Raw genomic sequence first — 15,412 nt, 5'->3', positions numbered from 1 at the left:
TTCTCCGAAAAGCCTGCAACTGTTCGGACGGATGCTCGAGGTGCCGGCAAGCATGAATGTCATCGACATCGAGGCGCTATCCCTGACGTTCGAGACTGGCGACGGGCCGGTCCAGGCGCTTTCCAACATCGACCTCAAGATCGCCAAGGGCGACTTCGTTTCCTTCATCGGCCCGTCGGGCTGCGGCAAGACGACGCTTCTTCGCGTCATCGCCGACCTCGAGCAGCCGACCGGCGGCTCGATTTCCGTCAATGGCACCACGCCGGAGCTGGCGCGCCTCGATCGGGCCTATGGCTACGTCTTTCAGGCGCCAGCGCTCTATCCCTGGCGGACCATCGCCCGGAACGTGGCTTTGCCGCTGGAGATCATGGGCCTCACCCGCGCCCAGCAAGAGGAGCGCATTGCGCGCAACCTGGAACTGGTCAACCTCACGGGCTTCGAGAAGAAATACCCCTGGCAGTTATCGGGCGGCATGCAGCAGCGCGCCTCGATCGCCCGGGCGCTGGCCGTCGAACCCGATCTGTTGCTGATGGACGAGCCCTTTGGCGCCCTCGACGAAATCGTTCGCGACCATCTCAACGAGCAACTGCTCCAGCTCTGGGCCAAGACCAAGAAAACCGTGGTCTTCGTCACCCACTCCATCCCCGAGGCGGTCTATCTCTCAACCAAGATCGTGGTGATGAGCCCACGCCCCGGCCGCATCCACGATATCGTCGAAAGCGACCTGCCGCGCGGGCCCCGGCCGCTCGATATCCGCGAGACGCCGGAGTTCCTGAAGCTCGCCCAGCGGGTGCGCGACGGCCTGAGAGCGGGGCACAGCTATGACGACTGAACTCGCTTCGCGGCCGGGGAGGGCGGCCGCATGAACAAGCCTTCCTTCCTGCGCGAAAGCGTCGTGCCGGTGTTGACGGTGCTCGCCGTCCTCGTGGCGTTCTGGTATGTCGCCGCCCTGTTCATGAACCATTCGATGGTCATCGCCGAAGCGGAGCTCAAGGGGCTCGCATTCACGCCCACCGAAACCTGGCTACGCTCGTGGGCGCTCGACAAGCCATTGCTGCCGGCTCCGCATCAGGTGGTGGCCGAACTGTGGAAAAGCACGGCGGGTCTGTCGATCACCTCCAAGCGCAGCCTCGTCTACCACGGCTGGGTGACGCTGTCGGCGACGCTGCTCGGCTTTCTGCTCGGCACGTTGCTTGGCATCCTGCTCGCCATCGGCATCGTCCACCAGAAGGTGATGGACAAGTCGCTGATGCCCTGGATCATCGCCAGCCAGACGGTGCCCATCCTCGCCGTGGCACCCATGCTGATCGTCGTCCTCAACGCCATCGGCATCTCGGGCCTACTGCCCAAGGCTCTGATCTCCACCTATCTGTCCTTCTTCCCGGTGGCGGTCGGCATGGTGAAGGGGCTGCGGTCGCCGGAAGCCATCCACCTCGACCTGATGCGCACCTACAACGCCGACGACTTTAAGGTCTTCACCAAGCTGCGCTGGCCGGCATCGGTGCCTTTCCTGTTCGCTTCGCTCAAGGTCGGCATCGCCATATCCCTGATCGGCGCCATCGTCGGCGAGCTGCCCACCGGCGCCGTCGCCGGACTGGGCGCGCGGCTTCTGTCCGGCTCCTACTACGGGCAGACCATCCAGATCTGGGCGGCGCTGTTCGCGGCGGCCTTCCTGGCCGGGCTGCTGGTTCTCGTGGTCGGCTGGTCGGAGCGCTTCGTCATGCACCTGATGGGTGCCCGTCCCGAACGGAGGGCCGGCTGATGCTCCCCCTTCTCCTGCTTGTCATCGTCGGCGTGGCGCTCGGCATCTCCTGGCTCTGCGTCTACCTTGTCCACTTCGGAGACAGGCACCCGGCGGCGCGGCGCTTCGTCGATCTGGCGGTGCCTCTCCTGTTCGGCGTCATGCTCGTGGCCGAATGGGAACTGGTCACCCGTGGCTTCGGCATTCCGGAAATCCTGTTGCCGGCGCCGTCGATCATCGTGGCTGCTGCGGCCAATGCTCTGCCCACCCTCTGGGAGGATGTGGTGCAGACCTTCGTGAAATCGGTGCTGTCCGGCTATGTCGTCGGCTGTGTCCTCGGCTTCCTCGCCGCTCTCCTCATTAACCGCAACGGTTTCCTGAAGCGAGGCCTGCTGCCGCTCGGCAACTTCGTGTCGGCGCTGCCGATCGTCGGCGTGGCGCCGATCGCCGTCATGTGGTTCGGCTTCGATTGGCAGTCCAAGGCGGCGGTGATCGTGCTGATGACCTTCTTCCCCATGCTGGTCAACACCGAGGCCGGGCTGACCGCCGCCGGCCACATGGAGCGCGATCTGATGCGCACCTACGCCGCCACCTGGGGCGACGAGATGCGCCGCCTGCGCCTGCCGGCCGCATGGCCCTTCATCTTCAACGCCCTCAAGATCAACTCCACCCTGGCGCTGATCGGCGCCATCGTGGCGGAGTTCTTCGGCGCGCCGACCTATGGCGTCGGCTTCCGCATCTCCACCGAAATGGGCCGCATGAACACCGCCATGGTCTGGGCGGAGATCGGCGTCGCGGCCATCCTCGGCTCGGCTTTCTATGGCGTCATCGCGCTTTTCGAACGGCGCGTGACCTTCTGGCATCCATCTGTTCGCAAAGGACAGAGGTAAACCCGGCGACGGCAATCGCCGCCGGCAATCAAAAAAGGGGAACGACATGACCAACACCGTGACCAAGCTGGCGTTGGCCGGCGCCATGGCGCTGACGGCGTTCAGCGCCGAAGCCGCCGACAAGCTGACCCTGCAACTGAAGTGGGTGACGCAGGCCCAGTTCGCCGGATATTTCGTCGCCAAGGACAAGGGCTACTACGAGGCCGAAGGGCTCGACGTCGAGATCAAGCCCGGCGGCCCGAACATCGCCCCCGAGCAGATCATCGCCGGCGGTGGCGCCGACGTGATCGTCGACTGGATGGGCGCGGCGCTCGCCGCCCGCGAAAAGGGTGTGGCGCTCGTCAATGTCGCCCAGCCCTACAAGAATGCCGGCCTGGAGATCATCTGTCCCGCCGACAGCCCGATCAAGAAGGTCGAGGACTTCAAGGGACACACCATCGGCGTCTGGTTCTACGGCAACGAGGTGCCGTTCTTCGCGCTGATGAACAAGTATGGCCTATCCACCGAAGGCGGCGCCGATGGCGTGAAGGTTCTGCAGCAGAGCTTTGACGTGCAGCCGCTCATCCAGAAACAGGCCGACTGCATTCACGTCATGACCTACAACGAACTCGGTCAAGCCTACGACGCTGGCTACACGCCCGAAAAGCTCACGGTCTTCTCCTACACCGAGATGGGCGACAACCTTCTCGAAGACGGCCTCTACGTTCTGGAGCCGAGCCTCAAGGACGCCGCCTTCAAGGACAAGCTCGTCCGCTTCGTGCGCGCGTCGATGAAGGGGTGGACTTACGCCAAGGACAACCCGGAAGAAGCCGCCGACATCGTCCTTGAGAACGACACCACCGGCGCCCAGACCAAGGAGCACCAGCTCTACATGATCAAGGAAGTTGCCAAGCTCCTGGGCGACTCCAACGGCGTTCTCGACGAGGAGGCCTACGCCCGCACCGAGAAGGCGGTGCTCGATCAGAAGATCATCACCAAGAAGCCGGAAGGCGCCTGGACGCACGAGATCACCGACGCCGCGCTGAAGTGACGGCTGGTCGATAGCCAAAACACCGAACCGCGCGAGGGAAGCTTCGCGCGGTTCTTCGCTTTTGGCGGAGGCGTACGAGTGGGCGGTCAACGACAGTCGACCGGGGATCAAACGAGCAGGCGGTTCAGTCCGGCGAGAAAATCGCCAATGCGCTGACGGTGCGCGCAATAATAGATGGTCCGCCCTTCACGGCGGGTAAGGACGAGGCCGTCTGATCTGAGACGAGCGAGCTGCTGTGATACCGCAGGTTGTGGAAGATCCAGTTTCCGCTCCAGTTCGCCGACCGAGCACTCCTTGCGGGAAAGGTGCACCAGGATGGCCAGACGCTGTTCGTGCGAGAGCGCCCGGACTGTTCGGCAGAGATCGTGAACCACCAATGGAATCACAGCCCTTCCGTCATCGATAGTATCGTTTTGACTTGTGTTGTGCATGGCTCAGTTCACCTCAACGAAAGAGGTGCCTTCCCTGACAATAAATCGTCAACCGTACGGAAACACAAGGCACGTAAGAGGCGTTCGATCGGCTATGGTGGGGTAGTCCGATCGGAAGTTGTAATTTTAGCGGGCAAAAATAACAAAAAGAAATAAAAACAGGAGTATGGTGAACAAATTATCAATTCGAGAGGGATGAGGTAGGGTTTTAGAAACGGTGGTTTTGTGGGAAATTTCAGCCGCACGGAGAGCTACCCCAGGAGGACGCCACGACCGAAGGACAAAATGTCCAATTGGCAGACCTAATCTATATATACCTAAGGTTGTTTCTATTCTCGTGAATTTTGTTGAGGAAATCGTAGCTACGGGCTGATGGCGCCTCGTCAGACTCTCCCGCGGGTCGACTTCGAACCATGTTTCGACCGAGTGGAGTCGATACGTCGCCGCTCCTGGTGCGGGCGCGGCGACGGCGAAGAGTGGCGCGGATTATTTCAAAGAGCCGACCAGTGATGTGCGCGCGTCCTCGATGAGGTCCCAGGCGTTGGGATTGCGCGTCGATTGGCGTTTCAGATAGGTATATGCGGTATCGGCCCAGACGAGGATCTTGTCGGTCTTGTTGTCGAGGACGACGTCACCCCGATTGGTGCGGGCGGTCAGCACCGCGTGGCCCGAGCCGGTTTCGTCGCGCACCACCGTGATCAGCAGTGCGCTTTCCGGCCATCCCGCGCGCATCAGTTCCCGGCGCTTCTCGAGGACGTAATCCTCGCAGTCGCCGGCAAGCTTGGGATAGTCCCAGTGCTCCAGGACGCCGTAGATTTCCATGTCCGTCGCCGGCAGGACGGCCGTGTTGACGGCTGTATTGATCTGGTTCAGCTGGTTCCACACCGCCTGAGTGAGGGTGACGACCTGATCGACATCCTTCGGGGGGCGACAGTCCGCGGGGTAGGTCGCGCAGAACTGCACGTAGCCGACTGGCGGCGCCGCAGCGCCATGGGTGCTCATCAGTCTTTCCGCCGCCATCGCAGTATTGCTGGCAAGCAAAGCAAAAGCCAATAGAACCGTTCTCTTTAGCGTCGCGATCTTTTTCATCGTCGTGACGTCTCCCTGTTGTTGTCAGGAGAATGGCACATTTGTTTTTCGGTCACGTGAAATCGAAAAATCAAAACGGACGCATTGAAGAAATGATCTGTTTACGAAAATTTTGAGCTTGTTTTATCTTTTGTTTATATTGTTCTTGCTCTCCAGATTTACTTTCTGTCCACCATGGTTCTGCCCGCGATGGCGGCTGTTAACGCCTAGGGTGTCGCTGGGGCGCTCCAACTGGGCAGGCTTCCTGAGTCTGTTCGGCTTCGGCACGCCCGATGACCGGTGGTGCATTAACCCTGCCAGACGGATGTGTTCTCCGTTGGCACAGGTCGGCTCAGGCGGCGGAAGGAAAAGAAGGGGCTCTACGAGGTGCGCAACGACGCGCAGGCCCAGTGTCGTCGCCCGGCCGAAAGTTGGGTCGGCCAGCGTCGGAATGACGGCGTGGTTATCGAAGCGGAAACGCGGGACGACGGCGGGGCCGGGCCGTCCCTCAGAGGTTGTTGTTCAGCATGTCCTCGGACTGCAGCATCGCGAACTCAACGGCGATGCCGTCACCGAAATGGCGAACGACGCGCGCCCGCATGCGGCCGAGCGTGATCGAAGTACCGAGCGGTGGCTTCGCGGTGGTGGCGATGGCCGCGCCGGACAAGGACACGTCGATGATCTTGCAACGGCTTTCCTGGCCGTCGGGCAGAACCAGGTTCGAGAACGGACGCTGCGGCGTGATGCGCTCGTGGCGACGATCCTCGGGCAGGTTCAGGGTGTCGCGGTTGGCGAGCCAGGTCAACTGGGCGGCCAGCTTCTCGCGCTTGCCGGCCGTGGCGTTCACCGTCATGGCGAACCCGCCTTCGAACAGACGCGTGATTTGTCCTTCGATGCGGCCGACGTGGTCGATATAGGCGACGACCCGCTGCCCCACTTCGCCAGCCACGGGCGTGATCAGGGCTGCGCCGCCTGGCGACATGTCCTGGACCTGGCAAGGGTACTCGTTGCGATTGGGCAGCATGAAGCGGCCCAGCACGTCGATCTTGACGCGTTGGAACCGCCGGCGTTCCGGCTTCGGAAACTTGCTCACACGAGGAGGCGTCGGAGCCGCGAGGGTTGCCATTCCGCTGTCCACAGGTCGGCCAAACGCGGCCGCTCAGCGTGCAAAACTAAGCATGCAACCTTAAAATTGAGTTTAGTCTCTGGCCCTGACGATCTGCTCAGTCGACCCGTCCGCCTTCGATCACGCGGAAATGACGGAAGGTTCGCCCCGGCAGCATATGCGGCGCCGGACGGCGGCGATCGATGCTGAGCGCCGGTGGCTCGTGGCGGATCGGCGCGCGCCCATGCGTGCCGTCGACCTTTTCGCTGGTGAGCAGGAAAGCGGGCTTCTCGTCCGGCCAGATCAGCCTGAGGCTCTGCAGGGGTTGGCGGACCACCGGATAGAGACCGAGCCAATAGGGTTGGTCCATGGGCGCAAAGCAGCCGAGAATGCGAGTGTGGTTCGGCCCCTGATGCCGAAGCGGCAGGAACATGACCTCGACCGGCATGATCTGCCCGCGATCGTTGGTGGCGTTGAGCCCGAAGACGGCTGCCGCGCCGTCCTCAACCACCGCCGCCAGCAGGCAGGCGATGGACTCGCGATCCTTGCCCGACCAGAAGTCGAGCACGTTGCGGCCCTTCAGCTCGCGACCGTAGGCCGCGCAGATACGGGTGCCGGCGAGGCGGAAGGAATAGTCGTGGCGGTCGAGCGCCTCGAGAATGAACGTGTCGCCCAAAATGCCGCGGATAGCCGCGGGATCCACTTCGTTACGCTCCGGCGCCGCCCGCTGGCCGCGCAGGCTCGTCCAATAGTCATAAAGAGAACGCGCGACGACGCTTTTCATCGAAATCCCCGCAAGACCAGACCGACAAGGCTCAAGTTGCCTGTGGTGGACGAAGCGCCATGCCATTTCGGCACAGGGGCAATCCGTCCTAACCCAACCTGGCGATTCCCGAGCAGGCCTCGTGCCAAGAGATGCCCGTTGTCCCCAGTCTTCTGGGATGGGCAGGGAACGGCGTTTGACCGACGACGGCCTCCTCGATGGCTGTTTCTCGGGCTTTTGCGGGGAAAAATTGCGATTGAACGGGGTGACCGTCACCAAATGGGGCCGGTTGCCAAGGAGTGGATTTCACCCGCCAACATTGGTTTACGAGCGGTTATCGCGGCCATCGCGTTTTTAGCGATTCTCCCAGCCGGGATCGTCTGCGCCATCGCGGCACGGCATCGAGCAGGGTGTCTCTTTTTGAAGACGGACTGGCACGGTTCCCGCCTTTGCGATAAAGCGCTGTCGTGGCTCGCGGCACGGCGGGCGTTGAGGAAGCCGCGATGCAAGGTGACAACGACAATCACGAGCCGATGTTCAACCTGCCGCGGGTGATCCTGGGCTTCATCCTGCTGTCGGCCGGCATCTTCATCGGTCGCACGTGGTACCTTGGCGGGGACGGGGCGACGACCTTCCTCCTGACCTTCTGCTTCACGCCGCTGCGCTACCAGTATCTGATGTCGGGGAATGGTTTTCCCGGCGGCTGGGCGGCCGGCGTATGGAGCCCCTTCACTTACGTCTTCCTGAGCCCGACGCTGCAGAGCCTCATCTTCGATCTCCTTTGGCTGACTGCCTTCGGCACGGCCGTGGCCCGGCGGTTCGGCCCCTGGCGCTTCATCGGCTTTTGCGCCGCGGCGGCGGCCATCGGGGCTGGCCTGTTCTGGCTGCTGTCGGGAAAGGGCGAGACGGTTCTGCTTGGGCCGAACTTCGTCGTCGCCGCTCTGCTCGGCGCCGCCATCCGCTTCATCTACGCGGCCGGCCTTGGCGGCATCATGACCATGGGGGGCGATACCTGGCGCCAGCCGGCCCTCGGCATCATCGAGATGTGGTCGAACGTTCGCGTGCTGCAGTTGCTCGGCTTCATCTTCGCCGCCAACGCGCTTTTTGCCATCCTCTATGCCTCTTCCGGCCTTGACGGTCGGGCGCTTCTTCAGAACGCGCTGGGCTACATCGTCGGTATCCTACTGTTTTCCCTGTTCGATTCCCGACCGTCGGCCATTGATCGCGTCGGCTAAGGGAAAGTCCTTAGGTCGACCTTGCCAGCCCCCTCGAATAGCTCCATTCTATGTCAGGGCGACGGAGAGGACCGCCGGAGAATGGCGGACTTCCTGTCATGGAACGAGCTGGAGGGACGGACATGACGACTGTCAGACAGATTCTATCCGTCAAGGGCGAGGACGTGGTTACCGGCGACCGCTCGATGACGCTCGGCCAGGCGGTGGCGCGCCTCGCCGGTAACCGGATCGGCGCGCTGATTTTCGTCGATGACGATCGCCATGTCATAGGCATCCTGTCCGAGCGAGACATCGTCGCTTCGCTGGCGCTGCACGGAGCACGCGTGCTCGAAGAGCTCGCGACCGCCCACATGACGCGCAAGGTCAGCACCTGCACGCGCGACGATATCGTCGAGGATCTCATGGACGTGATGACCGCCGGTCGCTTCCGCCACCTGCCGGTGGTCGAGGACGGCAGACTGGTGGGAATGGTGTCGATCGGCGACGTCGTCAAGCATCGCGTGGCCGATATCGAGCACCAGGCATCGGAGATCCGAAACTATCTGTTTACCACCTGACGCCGACGGTTTTCGGTGCGTGCGGGGATGGTTTTCCACATCGCACGGCAAGTAGTCGCAGCCTGGGGTAAGAAATTTCGGTTTTCTGGCAGGTGGTTAGAACGCTATCGCCTTTTTGCGCATAACCGCAGGTTTGAAATTAGTTGCGCTTTGGCAAGAGCTGGTTAAGAATCCACTCAAGCCCGATAGCTTGGGTGGGCGCTCTCGCATGGTGCGGTGGGCGCGCGAAAAGCGGTTCCGCCTTCGGCGGAGCTCATGAACAGGTTGAAACGTACTGTTTTGGCGATCGCCCTGAAGATCATGCATCGACAGGGGATCGGGTCGCCAAGGCACGAAGGAGACCCGCGATGAGCCTAACCCGTAGTCTCAACACCCTCGTTGTCTGCGCGGCATTTCTATTCGTCGTCGCCATTGTGGCCGGCGTGATCTGAACGCGCAGTCCAGACATTGCCAAGCCGATCGGCGGAGGCCCGCCGGTCGGCTTTTTCTATGGCCCTCAGGCGGCGATGATGATCCGCTCGACCTCGGCGCGACGGGAATCGAACCGACCGAAGATGCGCGCGGACAGGGCGCGCTCGCCCTTCAGGATGATGGTCGCATTGCCGTCGAACAGGCAGTCGACGGTGCTGATCGTGTTGGAATCCGGCTCGATGTGATCCAGCTCGGGCGCATGGCCATTGGCCGCAAGGCTGGTCCAGGCCGGCGTGGCCTCGATCTGGAAGCGACGAAGGGCATCGGCGATCATGGTCTTGGTCGGGTTCATGGTAGATCCTTGGCTCCCCGGTACGGGAGAACACATACGCTAGAAGCGTTGTTTGTTGGCTAATGACGACAAAACTAAGGCGTCCCGCCTGCCCGGGACCTTTGGAGCCCTTCCAACGGGCACATCATTCCAAGCCATTGCAGCGAAGATGCTTTTCCAAGGACGCATCTCAGCCCCTCGCGTTTTTCCGTGGACAAAACAGGAACGCTCGGTCATGTTCCGTCAACCCTGTCCAAAGATTTGTTGGATGAGCCCTTCATCAGTCGGAGTTGTCATGGCCAAGCGCACCACTCAATTCGTCTGCCAGTCCTGCGGCGCCGTCAGTCCGCGCTGGGTGGGCAAGTGCGAGGCGTGCGGCGCCTGGAACTCCTTCGTCGAGGAAGTGGGAGGCGGCGGCAGCATCGGATCGGCCGTCTTCGGCCAGAAGGGCAGGCCGATGCGCAAGGGGCGGGTGGTGCCCCTGGTGGAGCTCTCGGGGGAAATCGCGCAGACGCCGCGCCTCGAATCCGGCATCGCCGAACTGGACCGCGTCACCGGCGGCGGTTTCGTGCGGGGATCGGCCCTGCTGGTCGGCGGCGATCCCGGCATCGGCAAGTCGACGCTTCTTATCCAGGCGGCGGCGACGCTGGCCCGCAAGGGTGCGCGCGTCGTCTATGTCTCGGGAGAAGAGGCGGTGGCCCAGGTGCGCCTCAGGGCCGAGCGTCTAGGCCTTTCCGACGCGCCGGTGTCGCTCGCCGCTGAGACCTCCGTCGAGGACATACTGACGACGCTCACCGACGGCCCTGTGCCCGATCTGGTCGTCATCGATTCCATCCAGACGCTGTGGACGGAAGTTGTCGAATCCGGGCCGGGCACCGTGACGCAGGTGAGAACCGCTGCCCAGGCGATGGTTCGCTACGCCAAGGAGAGCGGCGCCACGGTCGTGCTCGTCGGCCATGTCACCAAGGACGGCTCCATCGCCGGTCCGCGCGTCGTCGAACACATGGTCGACGCCGTTCTCTACTTTGAGGGGGATGGCGCCCGCCATTTCCGAGTGCTGCGCTCGGTCAAGAACCGCTTCGGCCCCACCGACGAGATCGGCGTGTTCGAGATGACCGGCGGCGGCCTGCGCGAGGTACCGAACCCGTCCGAACTGTTCATGGGCGAGCGTGACGGCTCTTCGGCCGGCGCCGCCGTCTTCGCCGGCATGGAAGGCACGCGGCCGATGCTGGTCGAGATCCAGGCGCTGGTGGCGCCGACTTCGCTTGGTACGCCGCGCCGCGCCGTCGTTGGCTGGGACGGTAGTCGTCTCGCCATGATCCTTGCCGTCCTGGAAGCGCATTGCGGCGTGCGATTCGGCCAGCACGACGTTTATCTGGCTGTGGCGGGTGGGCTTCGCATCCAGGAACCGGCGGCCGATCTCGCCGTCGCCGCGGCGCTCGTTTCTTCGCTGGCCGGCACGCCGCTCGGGCACGATTGTGTCTACTTCGGCGAGGTCAGCCTGTCGGGAGCCGTCCGCCCCGTCGCCCACGCCGCGGCCCGTCTCAAGGAGGCGGAGAAGCTGGGGTTCGTCCGTGCCGTGGGGCCAAAGCTGACCAGCGGCGAGGCCCCGAACGGCCTGAAGCGGGCAGCGGTGGCACAGCTCGTCGATCTGGTCACGCGCATCGCCGCCGATGGCACGGGCGCGCCGCGTCGAGAGCAGCGTGGATAATCGAAACGACAAGACATGTCGTTGCCGTGATTGATTGAATTTGCGAGTTTGGATCGTTAGCGTTAATTCGGTAACGGCGTGAAGGAATCAGGGGCAGGGCTTCAGCCGCCAAAGGGGCAGAGATGTCGATTACTCTACTCGACGGGATCCTCATTGTTGTCATGTTGATCTCGGCGTTGCTCGCCATGATCCGCGGTTTCGTGCGCGAGGTCCTGTCCATTGCTGCCTGGGTGGCGGCCGCTGTGGCAGCGTTCCTGCTTTACGACGATGTCCTTCCTTTCGTTCAGCCGCATATTTCGCAGAAGCAGCTTGCTCTGGTGGCGTCGGCTGGCGGCGTTTTCGTGATCACGCTGATCATCGTCAGCTTCATCACCATGCGCATCTCCGACTATGTGCTCGACAGCCGGATCGGCCCGCTCGACCGGACGCTCGGTTTCGTGTTCGGCGCGGCGCGCGGGCTGCTGCTGGTCGTGGTCGGCATGCTGTTCTTCAACTGGTTCATCCACGACGAGGCCTCGCAGCCGACCTGGGTGGCGCAGGCCAAGTCGCGACCTCTGCTCAACGCTCTTGGCGCCCAGCTGATGGCGGCACTGCCCGAGGACCCCGAGAAGCGGGTTCTCGACCAGTTTCGCAATCCGAACATCGATGACGGAACGCCCATGCCCGATAGCGACGATGCGTCGCCGCCCGTCGACGATACGGCCCCCGGCGCCCCCGCGCCGAGTGACGGCGCCTATCGGCAGGGCGAGCAGAGCGGCCTCGACCAGCTCATTCAGTCGACCAACTCGCCCAAGCCATGAGCGGTCTTTTGGTCACGATATGCGAATGCGTCGGATCCGTCCGGCGCATTTGACGTTTTGAAGACTGCGCCGAATGCATTATATGCCTGCCTGCGCGATGAACTCCGGCGCCCGGAGCGTTTGAGAGTACTTTCGTGCCGACGATGTGAAATCCGGCCAAGGCCGGCTTTTGTTGTTTGCCTTTCGGAAGCTCCGGCGGAACGCCTTGGATTTTCCGGCATCCCCGGCCTTGCGAGGCAATCAGCCGGGATCAGATGAAATCTCGAAAGTGGGTAGGCCGACCATGGACGATTTCACCCTCGACCCGTTTGCTGCCGACGAAGACGACCGATTCCACGAGGAATGCGGCGTGTTCGGCGTGTTCGGCGTGGAAAATGCCTCCGCGCTTGCCGCGCTGGGGCTGCATGCCCTGCAGCACCGCGGACAGGAGGCAGCCGGCATCACCACCTTCGACGGCAAGGAGTTCTATACCGAGCGGCATATCGGCCTCGTCGGTGACAACTTCACCAAGGCCAAGGTTCTGGCCCGACTGCCGGGCAACCGGGCGATCGGCCACACGCGCTATTCGACCACCGGCGGCTCCGGCCTCCGCAACGTCCAGCCGCTTTATGCCGAACTGTCGGCCGGTGGCTTCGCGCTGGCCCACAACGGCAACCTGACCAACGCCATGACCATCCAGCGCGACCTGCAGCGCCGGGGGGCCATCTTCCAGTCGACCTCCGACACCGAGACCATCCTCCACCTGGTGGCCACCAGCCAGAAGGCGGCGATGGTCGACAAGGTGGTCGACGCGCTGCGCACCGTCGAAGGCGCCTATTCCATCGTCTGCATGAGCCAGGAGAAGATGATCGGCTGCCGCGATCCGTTCGGCATCCGTCCCCTGATCCTCGGCGATCTCGATGGCGCGGTCATTCTCGCCTCCGAAACCTGTGCGCTCGACATCATCGGCGCCCATTTCGTCCGCGAGATCGAGCCGGGCGAAATGGTGGTCGTCACCGAGCGCGGCATCGAGAGTCTGCGCCCGTTCGACCGCCGGCCGTCCCGCTTCTGCATCTTCGAGTATGTCTATTTCGCCCGGCCGGATTCGGTCTACGCCGGTACGTCGGTCTATCAGGTGAGAAAGCGCATCGGCGCCGAGCTGGCGCGCGAGACGCCGGCCGAGGCCGATGTCGTGATCCCGGTGCCCGACAGCGGCACGCCGGCGGCCATCGGCTTTGCCGATGCGTCGGGCATACCGTTCGATTTCGGCATCATCCGCAATCACTACGTCGGCCGCACCTTCATCTCGCCGACCGACACCATCCGGCACATGGGCGTCAAGCTGAAGCACAACGCCAACCGCACGGTGATCGAGGGCAAGCGCATCGTCCTGGTGGACGACAGCATCGTGCGTGGTACCACGTCGCTGAAGATCGTGCAGATGATGCGCGAGGCCGGCGCCGCCGAGGTGCACATGCGCATCGCCTCGCCGCCGACCACTGACTCCTGCTTCTATGGTGTCGACACGCCCGAGAAGGGCAAGCTCCTTGCCTCGCGCATGTCGATCGAGGAGATGACGCGCTACATCCAGGTGGACAGCCTCGGCTTCCTGTCGATCGACGGCCTCTATCGCGCCGTTGGCTCCGCCGCGCGGAACAACGAGCTCCCGCAATATTGCGATGCCTGCTTCACCGGCGACTATCCGACCGCGCTGACCGACGCTTCCGGCTCGGGGCCGGTGCGGCAGCTGTCGCTTCTGGCCGATGCCGGCTGATCGCGGACCGGGAGGGCTGAGGTGACAGAAAAACGCATTGTGGTGGTGACCGGCGCCTCGCGCGGCATCGGTTATGAGACGGCGCTGGCTCTTGGTCGCGCCGGATGGCACGTCGTCGCCGTCGCTCGCACGCAGGGTGGGCTTGAGGAACTGGACGACGCCATCCGCGACGCCGGTGGCTCCGCCTCCCTGGTGCCGCTCGATCTTGCCGACCCCGCTCGCATCGACGAACTGGGCGCTGCGCTCAACCAGCGCTTCGGCCGCATCGACGCCCTGGTTGGCAACGCCGGACTTCTCGGCGGCCTGGCGCCGGTCGGCCATATCGACCCCAAGAAGTGGGATCAGGCCTTCGCCGTTAACGTGACGGCCAATTACCGGCTGATCCGCTCCTTCGATCCGCTCCTCCGCCAGTCGTCGGCTGGCCGCTGCCTGTTCATCTCATCGGCCGCCGCCTGGAAGGGCGCGCCCTTCTGGGGGCTTTACGCGTCATCGAAGGCGGCGCTCAACGCGCTCGCCCTGGCCTATGCCGAGGAAGTCAAGAACTTCGGCATTACCGTCAATCTTCTCAACCCCGGACCGCTCCGGACGCGCATGCGCGCCCAGGCCATGCCCGGCGAGGACCCGGACACGCTCGCAACGCCGGCTGATCTCGCACCTCACATCGTCTCGATCCTCGAGGCGACGGACGGGCGGACCGGCGCGCTCTACGACTTTCCGACGCTCTCGTGGAAGAGGCTACAGCCGCCACAATGAACCCTCATGATATCGATCGCGCCTGGTCCTCCCCCAACTCTGGGCATCGGCCGCCGGGCAACGCCATCGATCATCTGGTTCTGCACTACACCGGCATGCGCTCCGAGGAGGGCGCCCGCGACTGGCTGTGCGACCCTCGTTCGCAGGTCTCGAGCCACTATGTCGTGTTCGAGGATGGTCGCATCTTTCAACTTGTCGACGAGAACCGCCGTGCCTGGCACGCCGGGCGTTCGTTCTGGCGGGGTGTGACCGACCTCAACTCGCGATCCATCGGCATCGAGATCGCCAATCCCGGTCACGAATTCGGCTATCGCCCGTTTCCCGACCGGCAGATTGAGGCGGTAATCGGGCTGTGCCGCTCGATCTTCGCCCGGCACTTCATCCCGCCGCATCAGGTGGTCGCCCACTCGGACGTCGCCCCGGATCGCAAGGAAGACCCTGGCGAACTGTTCCCCTGGGAGTGGTGCGCCGCCTTCGGCGTCGGCCTGTGGGCGCCATCGGCGCCGCTCGATCACGGCGACAGTCTGACCTTCGGCGACGAGGGCGACAAGGTCCTGGATCTGCAACGGCTTTTGGCGGCCGTTGGCTTCGACGTGCCGCCGAACGGCGTTTTCGACGAGCGCACGGAAACCGTCGTTCGCGCCTTTCAGCGTCATTGGCGGCCGACCCATATCGATGGGCGCGCCGACACGTCGACGCTCGATACGCTAGAGCGTGTCGCGGCCGCTTTCGCGGCATCCCGAGGGGAGTGATCCTTCGCCGGCTGCACGATCAATGCGGCGAAGATGGGTACGATTTCTGGGCTGCATGGCTGGCATGTGCCACATTGACGG

The 15,412-nt window shown here is 63.3% G+C and carries 16 protein-coding genes; 11 read left to right on the top strand and 5 right to left on the bottom strand.

Annotated features, from left to right (window positions below; all coding sequences use genetic code 11):
- Nucleotides 1-52: 52 nt before the first annotated feature.
- Genes M4J40_RS12960 through M4J40_RS12945 form a run of 4 tightly spaced genes read left to right on the top strand, consistent with a single transcriptional unit; the run spans nucleotide 53 to nucleotide 3,661 of the window.
- The gene (locus tag M4J40_RS12960) at nucleotides 53-832 is read left to right on the top strand and encodes an ABC transporter ATP-binding protein (RefSeq protein WP_251754561.1); all 780 of its coding nucleotides are present in this window, start codon (nucleotides 53-55) and stop codon (nucleotides 830-832) included.
- Nucleotides 833-862: 30 nt separating this feature from the next.
- Nucleotides 863-1,762, top strand: a complete 900-nt coding sequence (locus tag M4J40_RS12955; RefSeq protein ID WP_251754560.1) for an ABC transporter permease — start codon at nucleotides 863-865, stop codon at nucleotides 1,760-1,762.
- Entirely contained in the window at nucleotides 1,762-2,631 is an 870-nt protein-coding gene (locus M4J40_RS12950; RefSeq protein ID WP_251754559.1) for an ABC transporter permease, read from the top strand. Before M4J40_RS12955 ends, M4J40_RS12950 begins: the two co-directional genes overlap by 1 nt.
- 46 nt (nucleotides 2,632-2,677) lie before the next feature.
- On the top strand, nucleotides 2,678-3,661 hold the full coding sequence (locus M4J40_RS12945) for an ABC transporter substrate-binding protein (protein WP_405030750.1): 984 nt from the start codon (nucleotides 2,678-2,680) through the stop codon (nucleotides 3,659-3,661).
- A gap of 107 nt (nucleotides 3,662-3,768) precedes the next feature.
- Here the strand turns inward: M4J40_RS12945 and M4J40_RS12940 are convergent, their stop codons facing one another.
- The 4 genes from M4J40_RS12940 to M4J40_RS12925 all read right to left on the bottom strand — a co-directional run bounded on the left by M4J40_RS12940 (nucleotide 3,769) and on the right by M4J40_RS12925 (nucleotide 7,049).
- Nucleotides 3,769-4,092, bottom strand: a complete 324-nt coding sequence (locus M4J40_RS12940; RefSeq protein ID WP_251754558.1) for a helix-turn-helix transcriptional regulator — start codon at nucleotides 4,090-4,092, stop codon at nucleotides 3,769-3,771.
- Nucleotides 4,093-4,578: 486 nt separating this feature from the next.
- Entirely contained in the window at nucleotides 4,579-5,181 is a 603-nt protein-coding gene (locus tag M4J40_RS12935; protein ID WP_251754557.1) for a transglutaminase-like cysteine peptidase, read from the bottom strand.
- A 487-nt stretch (nucleotides 5,182-5,668) separates the two neighbouring features.
- Entirely contained in the window at nucleotides 5,669-6,286 is a 618-nt protein-coding gene (locus tag M4J40_RS12930) for a PilZ domain-containing protein (protein WP_251754556.1), read from the bottom strand.
- Between the two features lie 97 nt (nucleotides 6,287-6,383).
- Nucleotides 6,384-7,049 (bottom strand): PAS domain-containing protein, encoded by a 666-nt coding sequence (locus tag M4J40_RS12925; RefSeq protein WP_251754555.1) that lies wholly within the window; start codon nucleotides 7,047-7,049, stop codon nucleotides 6,384-6,386.
- Nucleotides 7,050-7,531: 482 nt separating this feature from the next.
- Here M4J40_RS12925 and M4J40_RS12920 point away from each other — a divergent pair, with 482 nt between their 5' ends.
- Both M4J40_RS12920 and M4J40_RS12915 read left to right on the top strand, forming a co-directional pair.
- Nucleotides 7,532-8,263 carry a rhomboid family intramembrane serine protease gene (locus tag M4J40_RS12920; RefSeq protein WP_251754554.1) on the top strand — a complete coding sequence of 244 codons (732 nt, stop codon included), beginning with the start codon at nucleotides 7,532-7,534 and terminating at the stop codon, nucleotides 8,261-8,263.
- Between the two features lie 122 nt (nucleotides 8,264-8,385).
- Nucleotides 8,386-8,820, top strand: a complete 435-nt coding sequence (locus tag M4J40_RS12915; protein WP_251754553.1) for a CBS domain-containing protein — start codon at nucleotides 8,386-8,388, stop codon at nucleotides 8,818-8,820.
- A 496-nt stretch (nucleotides 8,821-9,316) separates the two neighbouring features.
- Here the strand turns inward: M4J40_RS12915 and M4J40_RS12910 are convergent, their stop codons facing one another.
- Nucleotides 9,317-9,583, bottom strand: coding sequence for a hypothetical protein (locus tag M4J40_RS12910; protein ID WP_251754552.1), 267 nt, complete (start codon nucleotides 9,581-9,583; stop codon nucleotides 9,317-9,319).
- A 274-nt stretch (nucleotides 9,584-9,857) separates the two neighbouring features.
- Between M4J40_RS12910 and radA the strand changes: the two genes are divergently transcribed.
- The 5 genes from radA to M4J40_RS12885 all read left to right on the top strand — a co-directional run bounded on the left by radA (nucleotide 9,858) and on the right by M4J40_RS12885 (nucleotide 15,331).
- On the top strand, nucleotides 9,858-11,273 hold the full coding sequence (radA, locus tag M4J40_RS12905; RefSeq protein ID WP_251754551.1) for a DNA repair protein RadA: 1,416 nt from the start codon (nucleotides 9,858-9,860) through the stop codon (nucleotides 11,271-11,273).
- Nucleotides 11,274-11,395: 122 nt separating this feature from the next.
- Nucleotides 11,396-12,073, top strand: coding sequence for a CvpA family protein (locus M4J40_RS12900; RefSeq protein ID WP_251754550.1), 678 nt, complete (start codon nucleotides 11,396-11,398; stop codon nucleotides 12,071-12,073).
- A 283-nt stretch (nucleotides 12,074-12,356) separates the two neighbouring features.
- Nucleotides 12,357-13,826 carry an amidophosphoribosyltransferase gene (purF, locus tag M4J40_RS12895; RefSeq protein WP_251754549.1) on the top strand — a complete coding sequence of 490 codons (1,470 nt, stop codon included), beginning with the start codon at nucleotides 12,357-12,359 and terminating at the stop codon, nucleotides 13,824-13,826.
- Between the two features lie 21 nt (nucleotides 13,827-13,847).
- Nucleotides 13,848-14,579, top strand: coding sequence for an SDR family oxidoreductase (locus tag M4J40_RS12890; protein ID WP_251754548.1), 732 nt, complete (start codon nucleotides 13,848-13,850; stop codon nucleotides 14,577-14,579).
- Nucleotides 14,576-15,331, top strand: a complete 756-nt coding sequence (locus M4J40_RS12885; RefSeq protein WP_251754547.1) for an N-acetylmuramoyl-L-alanine amidase — start codon at nucleotides 14,576-14,578, stop codon at nucleotides 15,329-15,331. Before M4J40_RS12890 ends, M4J40_RS12885 begins: the two co-directional genes overlap by 4 nt.
- Nucleotides 15,332-15,412: the final 81 nt, after the last annotated feature.

Origin of the sequence: Pleomorphomonas sp. JP5 (assembly GCF_023721815.1) — a bacterium.
In the GTDB taxonomy this organism is placed as follows: domain Bacteria; phylum Pseudomonadota; class Alphaproteobacteria; order Rhizobiales; family Pleomorphomonadaceae; genus Pleomorphomonas.
This window is presented reverse-complemented; position numbering and strand designations above follow the sequence as displayed.